11 protein-coding genes are annotated in these 16,807 nt (G+C 71.4%); 8 read left to right on the forward strand and 3 right to left on the reverse strand.

Going from position 1 to position 16,807, the window contains the following annotated elements; all coding sequences use genetic code 11:
• Positions 1 to 182: 182 nt before the first annotated feature.
• Positions 183 to 1,811, reverse strand: a complete 1,629-nt coding sequence (locus ACWGDE_RS23895) for a PucR family transcriptional regulator (RefSeq protein WP_453391046.1) — start codon at positions 1,809 to 1,811, stop codon at positions 183 to 185.
• 191 nt (positions 1,812 to 2,002) lie between these two features.
• On the opposite strand from ACWGDE_RS23895, the gene ACWGDE_RS23900 reads away from it, so the two are divergent.
• A complete protein-coding gene (locus ACWGDE_RS23900; RefSeq protein WP_453391054.1) occupies positions 2,003 to 3,547 on the forward strand; it encodes an APC family permease in 1,545 nt (514 codons plus the stop codon).
• A 15-nt stretch (positions 3,548 to 3,562) separates the two neighbouring features.
• Entirely contained in the window at positions 3,563 to 5,200 is a 1,638-nt protein-coding gene (locus tag ACWGDE_RS23905; protein ID WP_453391047.1) for a flavin monoamine oxidase family protein, read from the forward strand.
• Between the two features lie 24 nt (positions 5,201 to 5,224).
• On the opposite strand, the gene ACWGDE_RS23910 is transcribed toward ACWGDE_RS23905, so the two are convergent.
• Both ACWGDE_RS23910 and ACWGDE_RS23915 read right to left on the reverse strand, forming a co-directional pair.
• A complete protein-coding gene (locus ACWGDE_RS23910; protein WP_453391048.1) occupies positions 5,225 to 6,607 on the reverse strand; it encodes an FAD-binding oxidoreductase in 1,383 nt (460 codons plus the stop codon).
• Positions 6,608 to 6,711: 104 nt separating this feature from the next.
• Positions 6,712 to 8,517 (reverse strand): glycoside hydrolase family 15 protein, encoded by a 1,806-nt coding sequence (locus tag ACWGDE_RS23915; RefSeq protein ID WP_453391049.1) that lies wholly within the window; start codon positions 8,515 to 8,517, stop codon positions 6,712 to 6,714.
• 460 nt (positions 8,518 to 8,977) lie between these two features.
• Between ACWGDE_RS23915 and ACWGDE_RS23920 the strand changes: the two genes are divergently transcribed.
• The 6 genes from ACWGDE_RS23920 to ACWGDE_RS23945 all read left to right on the forward strand — a co-directional run bounded on the left by ACWGDE_RS23920 (position 8,978) and on the right by ACWGDE_RS23945 (position 16,735).
• Entirely contained in the window at positions 8,978 to 10,630 is a 1,653-nt protein-coding gene (locus ACWGDE_RS23920) for a CTP synthase (protein ID WP_453391050.1), read from the forward strand.
• Positions 10,631 to 10,728: 98 nt separating this feature from the next.
• A complete protein-coding gene (locus ACWGDE_RS23925; RefSeq protein ID WP_453391055.1) occupies positions 10,729 to 11,361 on the forward strand; it encodes an NUDIX domain-containing protein in 633 nt (210 codons plus the stop codon).
• Positions 11,362 to 11,515: 154 nt separating this feature from the next.
• Positions 11,516 to 13,489 (forward strand): tetratricopeptide repeat protein, encoded by a 1,974-nt coding sequence (locus ACWGDE_RS23930; RefSeq protein WP_453391051.1) that lies wholly within the window; start codon positions 11,516 to 11,518, stop codon positions 13,487 to 13,489.
• A 152-nt stretch (positions 13,490 to 13,641) separates the two neighbouring features.
• Entirely contained in the window at positions 13,642 to 14,757 is a 1,116-nt protein-coding gene (gene ald / locus ACWGDE_RS23935) for an alanine dehydrogenase (protein ID WP_385394579.1), read from the forward strand.
• Positions 14,758 to 15,125: 368 nt separating this feature from the next.
• The gene (locus ACWGDE_RS23940; protein ID WP_453391052.1) at positions 15,126 to 16,244 is read left to right on the forward strand and encodes a ParA family protein; all 1,119 of its coding nucleotides are present in this window, start codon (positions 15,126 to 15,128) and stop codon (positions 16,242 to 16,244) included.
• A complete protein-coding gene (locus ACWGDE_RS23945; protein WP_453391053.1) occupies positions 16,229 to 16,735 on the forward strand; it encodes a hypothetical protein in 507 nt (168 codons plus the stop codon). The genes ACWGDE_RS23940 and ACWGDE_RS23945 overlap by 16 nt, the downstream gene beginning before the upstream one ends.
• The last annotated feature ends 72 nt before the right edge of the window (positions 16,736 to 16,807 follow it).

Raw genomic sequence — 16,807 nt, forward strand, 5'->3', positions numbered from 1 at the left:
CTCAGAGACAGGGGAACGGTGGAAGGGCGGGTAGGGACACGCCCCGCAGGGCCGCACCGCCGCACGCCGGCCCGCGCGGACGGGCGTGGCGGTGCGCCCGGACCGGGCACCGCCGGACGGAGTCCGGCGTAGCGGCGGGAAGCCGGGGAGGCCCCTCGGGGCCGAGCCGTGCGAGGGACGCGTTAAGAAGGAGTAGGTGCCGCGTGGCGGCGGGCGCGGAGGGCCAGGCTCAGGGAGAGGACCGTTTCGGGGTCGTCCAGGTCCGCGCCCAGGAGTTCCGAGATGCGGGCCAGGCGGTTGTACAGCGTCTGGCGGTTCAGGTGGAGCTCGCGGGCGGTCTCCGCCTTGCGGCCCGCGTGGGCCAGGTACGTCTCCAGCGTCGGGAGGAGGGGCGGGCGCGAGACCGTGTCGTGGACCCGCAGCGGACCGATCGCGCGGTCCACGAAGGCCGCCAGGTCCGGGTGTTCGCGCAGCCGCCACAGGAGGAGGTCGATGTCCAGGCGCCGGGCGTCGTACCAGGGCCGCGCGGGAAGCCCGTGCGCCGCCGTGGCCGTCTCCGCCGCGTGCCGCAGGCCCGCCGAGGCCGCCGCCCAGCTGCCGCAGACGCCGACGACCACCGCCGGCGGAGCCCCCGCCCGGTCCAGGCCGGCCCGCTCGACGCCGGCCCGCAGCGCCGCCGCCACCCGGTCCGCCACCGTCGTGCGTTCGGCGTCGGAGCGCAGGGAGATGAGGAGGGGGACCCGGCCCTCGACCGGGCGGACGCCGAGGAGGACGGGGACGCCGACCGAGGAGAGTTCCTCCTGGACCGCCCGGGCCAGGACGGCCCAGTTCCCCGAGGGGCCCAGCTCCGAGGAGAGGCGCATCACCACGGGCAGGAGCGGGCCGGTCCCCGGCTTGAAGCCCAGTACGCGGGCCTGGGCGGGGGCGTCCTCGGCCGAGATGCGGCCCTCCGCCAGGTCCGTGAGGAAGTCGCCGCGGCCGCGCGCCGCCAGCTCGTCCTCCTGCCGGGCCTGCATCAGCACGACGGCCAGTACGCCCGCCGTCCGCTCCGCCGCCATCCGGTGCACGGGCAGCAGCGGGGAGGACACGCCCAGCAGGACCAGCCGGGCGCGGACCGACCCCGTTCCGTGGCCGCCACCGGGTACGTCGACCACCACGGCGTTGCCGGACGGTTCGGCCGGGCGCTGGCCCCGCAGGCCCTCCCACACCTGGAGCGGATCGGCCGCGGCCTCCCCGGCCGCCGGACCGGCCGCGTACAGCAACTGCCCGTCGGGGGTCTCCAGGAAGACCGGGTTCGAGGTGAAGTCGGCCAGGATGTGCAGGACTTGGGGGATCCCGCCGCCGCCCAGGAGGGCCTCCGTACATCGCCGGTGGACTTCCTCGGCCCGCTGGAGCAGGGCGTAGTGATGGTTGACGATCTCGGTGTGGACCTCCTCCGTGACGGTCACGAAGGGGACTTCCCGGTGGAGCTGGACCAGCGGCAGGCCGGCCGCCCGCGCCGTCTCCACCAGCGTCGCCGGGAGCCGGGTGAAGCGCGGCCCCAGTTCGACGACCAGCGCGGCGATGCCCCGGTCCGCGAGGCGGCGTACGAAGGCGCGCTGCTCGGCGGGACGGGTGCCGAGGCCCAGGCCCGTGGTCAGCAGCAGCTCGCCGCCCTTCAGCAGGGACGCGATGTTGGGGACCTCGCCCGCGTGCACCCAGCGCACGGTCCGGCCCAGCCGGTCGGCGCAGGCCACCACCTCCGGCAGCCCGCTGCGCAGTCCCGGCAGCTCCAGTGCCCGCTGAACCGTGATCCCGCCCTGGTTGTCCATATCGGGACGGTACCGGCAGCCCTGTTCCCGGCACATCACCGGGCGGTTACGACGTCCGATGTGTCCCCGTCCGGCCCGACAACTCGTCGGCCGCGCAAGGCGATTATCGGACTGCATGCCGATTGTGGCGTGCGTCACGCGAGGAGAGAGTGGCGCCCTCACGACAGGAACGAGGAGCCATGAGCGCAGACATGAGCCGGGGCACGAGCGGGGATACGGCTGGCACCACTTCAGGGGCCTCGGGAGCCCCCGGGGTCCAGCGGCTCAAAGCCAATTCGGTGGGTCTGGTCGGCGTCGTGTTCATGGCGGTCGCCACCGCCGCTCCGATCACCGCCATGACCGGGAACCTGCCCATCGCCGTCGGCTTCGGCAACGGCGTCGGGGCCCCGGCCGGCTACCTTTTCGCGACCGTCGTCCTCACCGTCTTCGCCGTCGGCTACGTGGCCATGGCCAAGCGGATCACCGCGGCGGGCGCCTTCTACGGGTACATCTCGCACGGCCTCGGCCGGATCGCCGGCATGGCCTCCGGCATGCTCGCGGTCCTCGCGTACATCGTTTTCGAGGCCTCGATCGTCGGCGTCTTCTCCTACTTCACCAAGACCACCGTCCACGACCAGCTCGGCATTGACCTGCCCTGGATCGTCTACGCGGCCGGCATGATCGCGATCACCGCGGTCCTCGCCCACTTCGACATCAACCTCACGGCGAAGGCGCTGGGCGTGATGCTCGTCGCCGAGATCGCCGTCCTCTTCGCCGTGGCCACCGCCGTACTGATCGCGGGCGGCGGCCCCGACGGCATCCCGGTCGAACCCGTCAACCCGAAGAACGCCTTCACCGGGGCCTCCGCCGGGCTCGGCCTCTTCTTCGCCTTCTGGTCCTGGGTCGGCTTCGAGTCCACCGCCATGTACGGGGAGGAGTCCCGCGACCCGAAGCGGGTCATCCCCAAGGCGACCCTGATCTCCGTCGTGGGCGTCGGACTCTTCTACATCTACGTCTCCTGGATGACCATCGCCGGCAACGGCCTCGCCAAGTCCGTGGAGCTCTCCGCCTCCACCAACCCGCTCGACCTCTTCTTCGCCCCCACCCAGACCTTCATCGGCGCCTGGGCCGTCGACGCCTTCCAGTGGCTGCTGCTCACCGGCTCCTTCGCCTGCGGCATGGCCTTCCACCAGTGCGCCGCCCGCTACCTCTACGCCATCGGCCGCGAGGGCTTCCTCCACCCCGCCCTCGGCCGTACGCACGCCAAGCACGGTTCCCCGTACATCTCGTCCATGGTGCAGACGGCCATCGCCACCGGCCTGGTCGCGCTGTTCTGGCTGACCGGGCAGGACCCGTACATCCACCTGTACACGCTGCTCGCGATCCTCGGCACGATGGCGATCCTCATCGTGCAGACCCTGTGCTCCTTCGCGGTGATCGGCTACTTCCGCAAGAACCACCCCGAGGACCGGCACTGGTTCCGCACCTTCACGGCCCCGCTGCTGGGCGGTGTGGCCATGGCCGGCGTGGTCGTCCTGCTGCTGGTCAACATGAAGACGGCCGCCGGGCTCGCCGCCGACTCGTTCTTCTTCACGCTGATCCCGTGGATCGTCGGCACCGTGTTCTTCGGCGGGCTGGGACTCGGCCTGTGGCTGAAGTTCAAGGCCCCCGCGCGGTACGAGATCATCGGCCGCGTCGTTCTCGAGGACGCCGCCGAGCGCACCGAAGAGCCCGCCCACTCCGCCGCGAACGTCTGAGAAGGAGCCACCGCCATGGCACGTACGCCCCTGATGCACGCGCTCCGTCAGCTCGCCGCCGAACACGCCGCCGCCCGCCGGCTCGGGCTGCCCGTCGCCGAGGTCCGCGGCTCCACCCGCCGCCAGCTCCTCGGCCGGGCGGCCGCCCTCGGCCTCGGCACCGCCGTCGCCTCCGCCATGGGCGCCGCCGCGAGCGCCCACGCCGTGGAGGCCACCCCCGACAAGAAGCCCGTGAGCCCCGCCCGCGTCGCCATCGTCGGCGCCGGCATCTCGGGGCTGACCGCCGCCCTCACCCTCAAGGACGCGGGCGTCCCCTTCACGCTCTACGAGGCCAACCCGACCCGCGTCGGCGGCCGGATGTGGAGCCAGCGCTCCCTGTGGGCGTACGGGCAGACCTCCGAGATCGGCGGCGAGCTGATCGACACCAGCCACAAGAAGATCCTGGAGCTGTGCCGACGCTTCAACCTGCAGACCGAGGACTTCCTCGGCGGCGGGCCCAACGGTGCCGAGGAAGTCCTTTGGTTCAACGGGACCTACTACCCGCGCCACCAGGCCGACGAGGACTTCAACGCGGTCTACCAGGCGCTGCGCCGCGACCTCCAGGACGCCGGCGAGGTCTCCTGGAACTCCTCGACCCCGGCCGGCACCGCCCTCGACAACATGACCCTGTACCAGTGGATCGAGACCCGGATCCCCGGCGGTCACGGCTCGCAGCTCGGCCGCTTCATCGACGTGGCCTACAACGTCGAGTACGGGGCCGACACCGATCAGCAGTCCGCCCTCGCGCTGGTCCTGCTGATGGGCTACCAGCCCAACCCGGGCAACTTCAACGTCTGGGGCCTGTCCAACGAGCGCTACCACATCACCGGCGGCAACGATCAGCTGCCGAACGCCATCGCGGCCGCCCTGCCCGCCGGTTCGCTCGTCATGGGCCGCGAGCTCGTCGCCGTGCGCGTCGCCGCCGACGGCACCCAGACGCTGACCTTCAACGACGCCGGCGCCACCCGGACGGTCGTCGCCGACCACACCATCCTGTGCCTGCCGCTGCCGATCCTCCAGCGGATCGACCTCAGCGGCGCCGGCTTCGACCCGCTGATGAAGAACCTGCTGCGCGACGCCCGCATGGGCTACTGCACCAAGCTCAACATGCAGTTCACCAGCCGCCCCTGGCGCGGCACCGGCCCCTGGCCGGGGGTCTCCGCGGGCGACTGCTTCACCGACAGCGACGTCCAGCAGACCTGGGACACGACGAAGGTCCAGCCGGGCAACGGGGGCATCCTGCTCCAGTACGGCGGCGGCAGCCTGGCCGGCTCGCTCACCCCGGGGACCCCCTTCGCCACCGACTCCGACCCCTACGTACGCACCCTCGCGGGCCGGATGCTCACCGGCATCGACGCGTTCTTCCCCGGCACCAAGGCGGCCTGGAACGGGCGGGCGCAGCTGTCGGCCTGGCACCGCAACCCGTACTCGCTCGGCGCGTACTCGTACTGGCCGACCGGCTACCTGCACAAGTACGCCAAGTACGAGGGCACCGCGCAGGGCCGGATCCACATCGGCGGCGAGCACTGCAGCTACGACTTCCAGGGGTTCATGGAAGGCGGGGCCACCGAGGGCGAGCGGGCGGCGAAGGAGGTGATCACCGCCCTCACCTGACCCGCCCGCCCTCGTCCGAGAGGGTCAAGCGGGCTCGATGTTGTGGTTGAAGCGGAAGACGTTGTCCGGGTCGTACTCCCGCTTCAACGCGCCCAGCCGCCGCATGTTGTCGGGTCCGAGGCCGGCGACCACCCGGTCGCCGCCCTCGTCCCCGGTGAAGTTGAGGTAGACCGCGCCGGTGGCCCAGGGCTGGACGTCGGCGCGGACGTCCTTGACCCACTGGCGGCACCGGTCGTCGTCGGCGGGGTCCTCCCAGGCGCCGTACGGGTGCACCGCCCAGGGCGCGTCGCGGAAGGGCACGGGGTAGTCGGCCGGGCCCTCGGCGATCGCGCCGCCCTGCGGCCACACGACGTGCTGGGTTCCGCTCGGCACCGGCATGGAGTCCGCGCGGGCGCAGAACACGTCCACGAACTCGTCGGGCACGCCCGTCAGGTACTCCGCCGACCAGTAGTTCCGCAGGCCCGGGGGGTCGTCGAGCATGCACTGGAGGTCCGCGTAGGGGATGGCCGTCACCATCTCCACCTCGTGCGGGATCGCCAGCAGCGGTGCCGTCAGGGCGCGCAGCTCCTCCTCGGGTCCCGCGTACGTGACGAGCGCGCCGGCCAGCAGGACGCCGACCAGGTGCGGCGGGATGAACTCCTCGGGCGGACCGGTCAGGTAGATGGCGCCGCCGCCGGCTTCGCGCGGCGCGGACTCCATGACGTCCCGGTACGTGCGGACCACCTCGGGCCCGCGCTCCGGCAGGTACAGCAGGAAGGCCATGGACATGGCCGGGAGCTCGTGCAGCCGCAGGGTCAGGGAGGTCGCGATGCCGAAGTTCCCGCCGCCTCCGTGCAGCCCCCAGAACAGCTCCGGGCGGTCCTGCGCGGTCGCCGTCACCATCTCGCCGTCGGCCGTGACCAGTTCCACGCCGAGCAGGTTGTCCACCGCCAGGCCGAACTTCCGGTCCAGCCACCCGGTGCCGCCGCCCAGTACGAACCCGCCGACCCCGGTGGTGGAGACGCGGCCGCCGGTGGTCGCCAGCCCGTAGGGCTCGCAGGCCCGGTCCAGGTGGCTCATGGTGGCGCCGCCCTCGACCGTGACGGCCGAGGCCCCGGGATGGACGGTCACCGCGTGCATCCGGCGCAGGTCCACGACCAGGCCCCCGTCGTTGAGCGACATCCCGGCGACGCTGTGGCCGCCGCCGCGCACCGCGATGGGCAGGTCGAGCCGCCGTCCGAAACGAACGGCGGTGACCACGTCCACCGGGCTGTCGCACTGCGCGATGACGGCCGGCCTGCGGTCGATCATCCCGTTGTAGATCGTGCGGGCCTCGTCGTACCCCGGATCGTCCGGGGTGAAGACGGATCCGGCCAGATCCTCGCGGAGCTCGGCGAGGGCCGTGCCGGCCTTTGAGAGGGGAGCCATGGCCACCCCCCCTTCCGCAGAAGGGCATGGGACCCCTTCAGCGTAGGCGGGCACGATCCACCGTGCGCGTCGGCCGCCGTCGTGCGCGTCGGCGGCCGTGCGCGTCAGCCCCCGTACGCCCCGCTGGCCGTCAGCCGCAGGGCCGTGTCGATCAGGGGGACGTGGCTGAAGGCCTGCGGGAAGTTGCCGACCTGCCGCTGGAGCTTGGGATCCCATTCCTCCGCCAGGAGCCCCAGGTCGTTGCGGAGCGAGAGCAGCTTCTCGAAGAGGCGGCGGGCCTCGTCGACGCGGCCGATCATCGCCAGGTCGTCGGCCATCCAGAACGAGCACGCGAGGAAGGCCCCCTCGTCGCCCTCCAGGCCGTCCACGCCCGCCTCCTCGCCCGCCGTCGGATAGCGCAGGATGAAGCCGTCCGGGGTCGACAGCTCGCGCTGGATCGCCTCGATCGTGCCGATCACCCGCTTGTCGTCCGGCGGCAGGAAGCCCATCTGCGGAATCAGCAGCAGGGAGGCGTCCAGCTCCTTCGACCCGTAGGACTGCGTGAAGGTGTTGCGCTCCTTGTCGTACCCCTTCTCGCAGACGTCCTGGTGGATCTCGTCGCGCAGCTCCCGCCAGCGCTCCAGCGGCCCGTCCGCGTCACCGCTCTCGATCAGCTTGATCGTGCGGTCCACCGCCACCCAGGCCATCACCTTGGAGTGGACGAAGTGCCGGCGCGGGCCGCGGACCTCCCAGATGCCCTCGTCGGGCTGGTCCCAGTGGGTCTCCAGGTAGCGGATGAGTTTGAGCTGGAGCAGCGACGCGTAGTCGTTGCGGGCCAGGCCCGTCATGTGGCCCAGGTGCAGGGCCTCGGTGACCTCGCCGTACACGTCGAGCTGCAGCTGGCCCGCCGCGCCGTTGCCGACCCGGACCGGGCTCGAGTTCTCGTACCCCGGGAGCCAGTCCAGCTCGGTCTCGCCGAGCTCGCGCTCGCCCGCGATCCCGTACATGATCTGCAGGTTCTCCGGGTCGCCGGCGACCGCGCGCAGCAGCCAGTCCCGCCACGCGGAGGCCTCGTCGCGGTAGCCGGTGCGCAGCAGCGAGGAGAGGGTGATGGCGGCGTCGCGCAGCCACGTGTAGCGGTAGTCCCAGTTGCGGACGCCGCCGATCTCCTCCGGCAGGGAGGTGGTCGGCGCGGCGACGATCCCGCCCGTGGGGGCGTACGTGAGCGCCTTGAGGGTGATCAGCGAGCGGATCACCGCCTCCCGGTAGGGGCCGTGGTACGTGCACTGCTCGACCCAGCCGCGCCAGAACTCGGTGGTGGAGGCCAGCGCCGCCTCGGCGTCGGGGGTCTCCGGAGCGCCCCGGTGCGAGGGCTGCCAGCTGATGCTGAAGGTCATCCGGTCGCCGGGCCCGACGGTGAAGTCCGAGTACGTCGTCAGGTCCTTGCCGTACGTCTGCGCCTCGCTGTCCAGCCAGACCGAGTCCGGGCCGGCCACGGCCACCGTGCGGCCGTCGACCTTGTGGACCCAGGGCACGACGCGCCCGTAGCTGAAACGCATGCGCAGGGCCGAGCGCATCTTGACGCGCCCGCTGACCCCTTCCACGATGCGGATGAGCTGCGGTGCGTGGTCCTCGCGGGGAGGCATGAAGTCGATGACGCGGACGGTGCCGCGCGGGGTGTCCCATTCCGACTCCAGCACCAGCGAGTCACCGCGATAGCGGCGCCGGGTGGCGCGCGGGGCTTCCGTGCCCGCCGGAAATGCCGGGCCCACCCGCCAGAAGCCGTGATCTTCGGTACCGAGGATGCTCGCGAACACGGCATGGGAGTCGAAACGAGGCAGACACAACCAGTCCACCGCCCCGTCCCGGCAGACCAACGCCGCCGTCTGCATGTCCCCGATCAGTGCGTAATCCTCGATGCGCCCTGACACGTTGCATCTCCAGTCCGAACGGCCACGTCCGCCCCGAAGGGCGCTTGCATTGCGCGGTTGCGCGTTCACCCGTGGGTGGGGATCACGCGTCGAGCCCATGATTCCGCATACGACTCGGGTAGGCCGGATGACGGACTGCCCGGATGCTGAATTCGCAATATCCGAGCAGGATATGTCGGCACCCTAGTGAGCTCCCCAAGCCCGCGAAGAATGTGACTCGACCAAACGGGTGAGCAGGCGATACGTCGCCGTCACACTCGGGCGCGCACGGTCGCGGGGCGTGGCCGGAGGCGGACCGGCCCCGGCGCTGATAGGCTGGTATCCCGTGGACCGGTGGTCTGCCTGTGCGAATCAGGAGCCCCGAAACCGCAGCTTCGGCGCCCCCTGAGACCCTTCCGGATCGACGGAGGCCGGCGCCGGACGCACCTCACCTCGCGACCACGGGAGCCCCCTCTTGGCGATGCCGCCCAAATCCATGACGACCAAGCACATCTTCGTCACCGGGGGTGTCGCTTCCTCCCTCGGCAAGGGCCTGACGGCCTCCAGCCTGGGTGCGCTGCTGAAGGCGCGCGGTCTTCGGGTCACGATGCAGAAGCTCGACCCGTACCTCAACGTCGACCCGGGCACGATGAACCCGTTCCAGCACGGCGAGGTGTTCGTCACCAACGACGGCGCCGAGACCGACCTGGACATCGGCCACTACGAGCGCTTCCTCGACGTCGACCTCGACGGATCGGCCAACGTCACCACCGGCCAGGTCTACTCACAGGTCATCGCCAAGGAGCGGCGCGGCGAGTACCTCGGTGACACCGTGCAGGTCATCCCGCACATCACCAACGAGATCAAGCACCGCATCCGCCGCATGGCGACCGACGACGTCGACGTGGTCATCACCGAGGTCGGCGGCACCGTCGGCGACATCGAGTCGCTGCCGTTCCTGGAGACCGTCCGCCAGGTCCGCCACGAGGTCGGCCGCGACAACGTCTTCGTCGTGCACATCTCGCTGCTGCCCTACATCGGCCCCTCCGGCGAGCTCAAGACGAAGCCGACCCAGCACTCGGTCGCGGCGCTGCGCAACATCGGCATCCAGCCCGACGCCATCGTGCTGCGCGCCGACCGCGAGGTCCCGACCTCGATCAAGCGCAAGATCTCGCTGATGTGCGACGTCGACGAGGCCGCGGTGGTCGCCGCGATCGACGCCAAGTCGATCTACGACATCCCCAAGGTGCTGCACACCGAGGGCCTGGACGCCTACGTCGTGCGCAAGCTCGACCTGCCGTTCCGCGACGTGGACTGGAGGGTCTGGGAGGACCTGCTGGACCGCGTCCACAACCCCGACCACGAGGTCAAGGTCGCGCTCGTCGGCAAGTACATCGACCTGCCGGACGCGTACCTGTCCGTGACCGAGGCGCTGCGCGCCGGCGGTTTCGCCAACAAGGCCCGCGTGCAGATCAAGTGGGTCACCTCCGACGACTGCAAGACCCCGGCGGGCGCCGCCGCGCAGCTGGCCGACGTGGACGCGATCTGCGTGCCCGGCGGCTTCGGCGACCGCGGTGTCAACGGCAAGGTCGGCGCGATCACCTACGCCCGCGAGAACAAGATCCCGCTGCTCGGCCTGTGCCTGGGCCTGCAGTGCGTGGTCATCGAGGCCGCGCGCAACCTGGCGGGCATCGAGGACGCGAACTCCACCGAGTTCGACGCCTCCACCCCGAACCCGGTGATCTCCACGATGGAGGAGCAGCTGGCCTTCGTCGAGGGCGCGGGCGACCTGGGCGGCACCATGCGCCTGGGCATGTACCCGGCGAAGCTCGCCGAGGGCTCCATCGTGCGCGAGGTCTACGGCGACCAGGCGTACGTGGACGAGCGCCACCGCCACCGCTACGAGGTCAACAACGCCTACCGCTCCGAGCTGGAGAAGAAGGCGGGCCTCGTGTTCTCCGGCACCTCCCCGGACAACAAGCTGGTCGAGTACGTCGAGTACCCGCGCGAGGTGCACCCCTACCTGGTGGCCACCCAGGCCCACCCGGAGCTGCGCTCGCGTCCGACGCGCCCGCACCCGCTGTTCGCGGGCCTGGTCAAGGCCGCGGTGGAGCGGCAGCAGGCGGCGAAGTAGTCGTACGCGTTCGGCACCGCCGACCGCATAACGTAGACGGCCGGGGCACGCATCGTGCCCCGGCCGTCGCGTTTCTGGGGAAGGTACGGGCCATGGCCATGGGAAACGACATCGAGGACACGCCGGAGTCATGGGAGGTCGTCGCCTCCCGGACCCCGTTCGAGGGCGCGAAGACGTCCGTCAAGTCCGACCAGGTACGGATGCCCGACAGGTCGGTCGTGCGCCGCGACTACCAGGCGCACCCGGGGTCGGTGTGCGTACTCGCACTCGACGCGGAGCAGCGGGTGGTCGTCCTGAAGCAGTTCCGGCACCCGGTGCGCCACCGACTGTGGGAGCTGCCGGCGGGGCTGCTGGACGTACCGGGGGAGAACCCGCTGCACGCGGCCCAGCGGGAGCTGTACGAGGAGGCGCACGTCAAGGCCGAGGACTGGCGGGTGCTGGCCGACTTCTTCACCTCGCCCGGCGGCTCCGACGAGGCGGTACGGATCTTCCTGGCGCGGGACCTGTCGGAGGCCGAGGGGGAGCGGTACGAGGTCTCCGAGGAGGAGGCGGACATGGAGATCGCCCGGGTTCCGCTCGCCGACCTGGTGCGCGGCATCCTGGCGGGGCGGCTGGGCAACCCGGGGCTGGTGACGGGCGTGCTGGCGCTGTCCGCCGCGCTGGCGGGTGACGGCCTCGACGCGCTGCGCCCGGCGCTGGCCCCGTGGCCGGCCCGCCCCTACGAGGCGTAGCTCCGCGGGGCCGGACTCCCGCACCCCGCTCGAAAAGCGCTACAAGCTGCCCATCCGCTGATCCGATCGGGCGATTTGTCCGCCACGCTCCACCCTGCTCGTCGCTCTGCGTGAACTACGCTCGCAATCCGAAGGCAGCGAGAGGAGCGGATCCGTGGCGGATTTCGTCGGGCGGCGGCGTGAGCTCAAGGAGCTGCGCGAGGACATCGCGCGGACCGGGCTCGACACGCTCTCCGGTCGCAAGGCCAAGTCGCCGCGCGCCCGCGTCCTGCTCGTCGCCGGGCGGCCGGGATCCGGCCGCACGGCCCTCGCCGAAGCGCTGGTCCGCGAGATCGCCGGGGAGTACCCCGACGGAGTGCTGCGGGTCCGGCTCACCTCGCCCACCGGCGAGGCCGTAGCCACCGAGCGGGCCGTGCGCACCCTCCTGGAGGGACTCGGACTGCCCACTCCGCCCGGCGCCGGCGAGGACGACCTCAGCTCCGCCCTGCGCGAGGCCCTGGCCGGGCGGCGGGCCGTCCTGCTCGTCGACGACGCCGCCGATCCCCACCAGGTCGACGCCCTGTTGCCCGACACCCCCGAATGCCTGGTCGTCGTCACCGCCGAGGGCCCCCTCACCGGGATTCCGGATGTCCGCCCCTGCACCCTCGGCGGACTCGACACCCCCTCGGCCGTCCGCATGCTGGTCCAGCGCATCGGCGACATCCGCGTGGCCAACGACCCCCGCGCCGCCGAAGCCCTCGCCGAGGAGTGCGGCGGCCAGCCCGCCGCACTGAGCCTGGCGGGCGGCTGGCTCGCGGCCCGGCCCAAGGCGTCCGTCGCCGACGTGGCCAAACAGCTCCACGACATGCCCGCCGGCACCAGCGGCCCCCTCGCGCGCACCTTCAGGCTCGTCTACGAGTCCCTCCCGCAGCCCGCGCAGCGGACCCTGCGGCTGCTTCCGCTTGCTCCCGCCGGGCTCGTCGACTCGCACACCGCCTCCGCGCTCGCCGGCTGCTCCGTGGCCGCCGCTCAGTCGCTCCTGGAGGACTTCGCCGCGCTGGGCCTGCTGCGCGGCGCCCCTGACGGGCTCTTCCTGCTCCCCGGCTGCCTCACGCCCCTGCTCCAGGCCCTGCTGGAGGCCAAGGAGCGCCCGGCCGAGGTCCAGCTGGCGCGGGCCCGGATGCTGGAGCGCTCCGTACGGCTGCTGGTCTCCTGCCGGGCCATGGCCGAGGAGGACGAGGACGGCCCCGTCGGCGGCCCGGAGAAGCTGGACGGGGTGCCGCGCGCCATGCGCTTCGCCGACCGGCGGGCCGCCGCGACCTGGCTGGACACCCGGCTGCCCGCGCTGTCCGCCGCGGCCACCCTGGCCGTCGCCGACGGGGAGCTCGACACCCTGGCCCGCCGCTTCGTCGCGGCCCTGGCGCGGGCCCTGTCCGACCACCGGGGCACCGCCGGGGCCGCCCCCGAGCTGTACGGGCTGCACCGGCTCGTCCTGGACGTGGCCGAGCGGCGCGATCTGCACCGGGAACAGGCCGCCGCGCTGCTGAACCTGGCCGATCTGGACGCCGAGACTGGCCGCACCCGGGAGGCTCTGGAGCGCTACCGGGCCGCGCTGGACGCCGGAAGAGCGGCGAACGATCCGTACGCGGCGGGCCGCGCGATGGAATCCGTAGGCGGTGCGTACCAGGAGCTGGCCGACTGGCACCGGGCCTCCGACTGGTTCGGCCGGGCCCTGTCCCACGCCCTCGCGCGCGGGGAGCGCGGGGACGAGGCGCGGCTGTACGGGCGGCTCGGGAACGTGCACACCTACGCCGGCCGGTACGGGGACGCGCTGCGGAGCTGGCGGGCGGCCTCGGCCGGCTACCGCCGACTGGCCGATGTCCCGGGCCAGGCAAAGGCGTTGAGCGAGATGGCGCGGATCCAGGAGTACGCGGGCCGGCCGGAGGAATCGCTGCACACCTGCCGGGAGGCGGTGGAGATCGCGCGCAAGGCCGGGGACCTGCGGCTTCAGGCGGCGCTGCAGGTGCGCCTGGCCGACACCCTCGACCGGCTGGGCGACCCCGCGGCCGCCAGGCTGCACAGGTCCGCGGCCGACAGATTGCTGGGAGATGACCCCGCAGCCTGCGAAATCCGTAGTGGTTCCGACTGAGATTATTGGTTTGCAAGGCTAGACAGCAGCTCGTCCTTCATTAGACTGGGTTCACCCAGGCAGCTCCTGGGGCATCCCGTTGCGTGTTCTTGTAAACGGGTTTGTATGGAAGTACCCCGAAACATCCCCTGAGCCAAGGACCGTGAGCCACGATGAAGGTCGGCATCCCCCGCGAGGTCAAGAACAACGAGTTCCGGGTCGCCATCACGCCCGCCGGCGTGCATGAGCTGGTCCGCAACGGCCACCAGGTCTTCATCGAGCAGAACGCCGGTGTGGGTTCCTCGATCACGGACGCCGAGTACGTCTCCGCCGGTGCCGAGATCCTCGGTACCGCCGACGAGGTCTGGGCCACCGCTGACCTGCTGCTGAAGGTCAAGGAGCCCATCGCGGAGGAGTACCACCGCCTCCGCAAGGACCAGACCCTCTTCACCTACCTGCACCTCGCGGCCTCCCGCGAGTGCACGGACGCCCTGCTGGAGTCCGGCACCACTGCCATCGCGTACGAGACGGTCGAGCTCGCCAACCGCGCGCTCCCGCTGCTCGCCCCGATGTCCGAGGTCGCGGGCCGTCTGGCCCCGCAGGTCGGCGCCTACCACCTGATGCGTTCGGTCGGCGGCCGCGGCGTCCTCCCCGGCGGCGTCCCCGGCACCCACGCCGGTGAGTGCGTCGTCATCGGTGGCGGCGTCTCCGGCTGGAACGCCGTGCAGATCGCCGTCGGCATGGGCTTCCACGTGACCCTGCTGGACCGCGACATCAACAAGCTCCGCGAGGCCGACAAGATCTTCGGCACGAAGATCAAGACGATCGTCTCCAACGCCTACGAGCTGGAGAAGGCCGTCATCGAGGCCGACCTCGTCATCGGCGCGGTGCTGATCCCGGGTGCGAAGGCCCCGAAGCTGGTCACCAACGAGCTCGTCGCCAAGATGAAGCCCGGAAGTGTCCTTGTCGACATTGCGATCGACCAGGGCGGCTGCTTCGAGGACTCCCGTCCGACCACTCACGCCGAGCCGACCTTCCAGGTCCACAACTCGGTCTTCTACTGCGTCGCCAACATGCCGGGCGCGGTGCCGAACACCTCCACCTACGCGCTGACCAACGCCACGCTGCCCTACATCGTGCAGCTCGCGAACCTCGGCTGGGTCGAGGCGCTGCGTCGTGACCCGGCGCTCGCCCTGGGCCTCAACACCCATGACGGGCAGGTCGTTTACGGTCCCGTCGCCGAGGCCCACGGCCTCGAGACCCTCGAGCTGAGCACGCTTCTCGGCTGAGGCGTCAACGACTGACGTCAATCTCACGTATCCGGCCGGACCTTGCCCGCAAGGTCCGGCCGGACGCGTTTGCGGGGTGTCCGGCGGGGCCGCTCAACTCGCCTCGAACGTAACCCTTTAACCCTTTCGCACACCCGCGAAACTTCCCGGCGACAGCTCGGACGCCCTTGACAGGGAGGTGTTCGGTTGCCGACACATCGTGCCGGGTCCGACGGATTGTGTTGCCGCTGGGCGGTGACACGCCATAGAGTCGCCAACCGTCGGCATGGTGCCACGCTGACCTATCGATAAGTGTCCTGGTCACGTCCGAGGAGGTAAGACGACTTGTGAATGAGTCGACATTTGCTCCTGGGGGTGGTCGAGCAGGAGTGCCTGCGCGGGGTCAAAGCCCTGCCGGAATCGAAGCGGTCGGCTCCGTCGCAGTCCGCACCTTCGCAAACCACCAGCACATGACGACGCCCCAAAAGAGCATGGACGGCCTAGACGTGAACTCCAGGGCCGGCGACCCGAGCGGCGAAAAGCCCGTGGGTTTCGCCGACTACGACCAGGTGCCCGAAGGGCACTTCTACGACCCCGACGCGGAGTACGAGCCCGACCCCGAGTACGCGGCCACTCTCGCTCCCGACGCTGCACGCCAGCGCCGTGAGCGGATCGGTCCGACCGGACGGCCGCTGCCGTACTTCCCGATCCCGGGTCCGCTGACCGACCACGGTCCGGCGAAGATCATCGCGATGTGCAACCAGAAGGGCGGCGTGGGCAAGACCACGTCGACCATCAACCTGGGTGCCGCGCTCGCCGAGTACGGGCGCCGCGTGCTGCTCGTCGACTTCGACCCGCAGGGCGCGCTGTCCGTGGGTCTCGGCGTGAACCCGATGGAGCTCGACCTGACGGTCTACAACCTGCTCATGGAGCGGGGCATGTCGGCCGACGAGGTGCTGCTCAAGACGGCGGTTCCGAACATGGACCTGCTGCCGAGCAACATCGACCTGTCCGCTGCCGAAGTGCAGTTGGTCAGTGAGGTCGCGCGCGAGTCGACGCTGCAGCGGGCCCTGAAGCCCCTGATGGCCGACTACGACTACATCGTGATCGACTGTCAGCCCTCGCTCGGTCTGCTGACCGTGAACGCCCTGACGGCGGCTCACAAGGTCATCGTGCCGCTGGAGTGCGAGTTCTTCGCGCTGCGCGGTGTGGCGCTGCTGACCGAGACCATCGAGAAGGTGCAGGAGCGGCTCAACCCGGAGCTGGAGCTCGACGGCATCCTCGCCACGATGTACGACTCCCGTACGGTGCACAGCCGCGAGGTCCTGGCGCGCGTGGTCGAGGCGTTCGACGACCACGTCTACCACACGGTCATCGGCCGCACGGTGCGGTTCCCGGAGACCACGGTCGCCGGCGAGCCGATCACCACGTACGCCTCCAACTCCGTCGGCGCCGCCGCCTATCGCCAGCTGGCCAGGGAGGTGCTCGCCCGGTGTCCCGCCGAGTGAGTCTGCCCGGAGCCGACGAACTGTTCCGTACGACCGGGGGGATGGCGCTGACGTCTTCGTCGGTGTCGTCGTCGTCCCACGTTCCCCCGGCGCGGGGAGTGGAGCACGCGGCGGCCGCCGCGGAGGGCACGGCGGGAGAGGGCCGCAGCCGGGAGGCTGAGGCCGGTACGGAGCCGGGCGTGGGCGCGCAACGCCGGTCGCAGGAAGGTTCCGGTGGCGTCCCGGCCCCGGCCCCCGGCCGGGGCAAGGGCCAGGGCCGGGGTGCGAACCGGCGGCCCAGCGGACGCGAGCGGCACGACGAGAAGATCACGGTCTACGTCTCCGCCGAGGAGCTCATGGACCTGGAACACGCGCGGCTGGTGCTGCGCGGGGAGCACGGCCTGGCGGTCGACCGCGGGCGGATCGTCCGCGAGGCGGTCGCCGTGGTCCTGGCGGACCTGGAGTCCCGCGGCGACGCGAGCATCCTGGTCCGCCGCCTCCGGGGCCGCTGACCGCCCCGAGGGCGCCCCAGGCCCCGTCGGGCCCCGGCCCGACGGGCCGGTCCCGGCGGCGCCGCGGGGCGG

The sequence above is a fragment of the Streptomyces sp. NPDC054956 genome, from assembly GCF_053609185.1.

Excerpts from the sequence above, each read along its gene's own strand:
- ACWGDE_RS23895 (WP_453391046.1), bottom strand. The coding sequence starts at position 1,811 with ATGGACAACCAGGGCGGGATCACGGTTCAGCGGGCACTGGAGCTGCCG.
- ACWGDE_RS23900 (WP_453391054.1), top strand. The coding sequence starts at position 2,003 with ATGAGCCGGGGCACGAGCGGGGATACGGCTGGCACCACTTCAGGGGCC.
- ACWGDE_RS23905 (WP_453391047.1), top strand. The coding sequence starts at position 3,563 with ATGGCACGTACGCCCCTGATGCACGCGCTCCGTCAGCTCGCCGCCGAA.
- ACWGDE_RS23910 (WP_453391048.1), bottom strand. The coding sequence starts at position 6,607 with ATGGCTCCCCTCTCAAAGGCCGGCACGGCCCTCGCCGAGCTCCGCGAG.
- ACWGDE_RS23920 (WP_453391050.1), top strand. The coding sequence starts at position 8,978 with ATGCCGCCCAAATCCATGACGACCAAGCACATCTTCGTCACCGGGGGT.
- ACWGDE_RS23925 (WP_453391055.1), top strand. The coding sequence starts at position 10,729 with ATGGGAAACGACATCGAGGACACGCCGGAGTCATGGGAGGTCGTCGCC.
- ald (WP_385394579.1), top strand. The coding sequence starts at position 13,642 with ATGAAGGTCGGCATCCCCCGCGAGGTCAAGAACAACGAGTTCCGGGTC.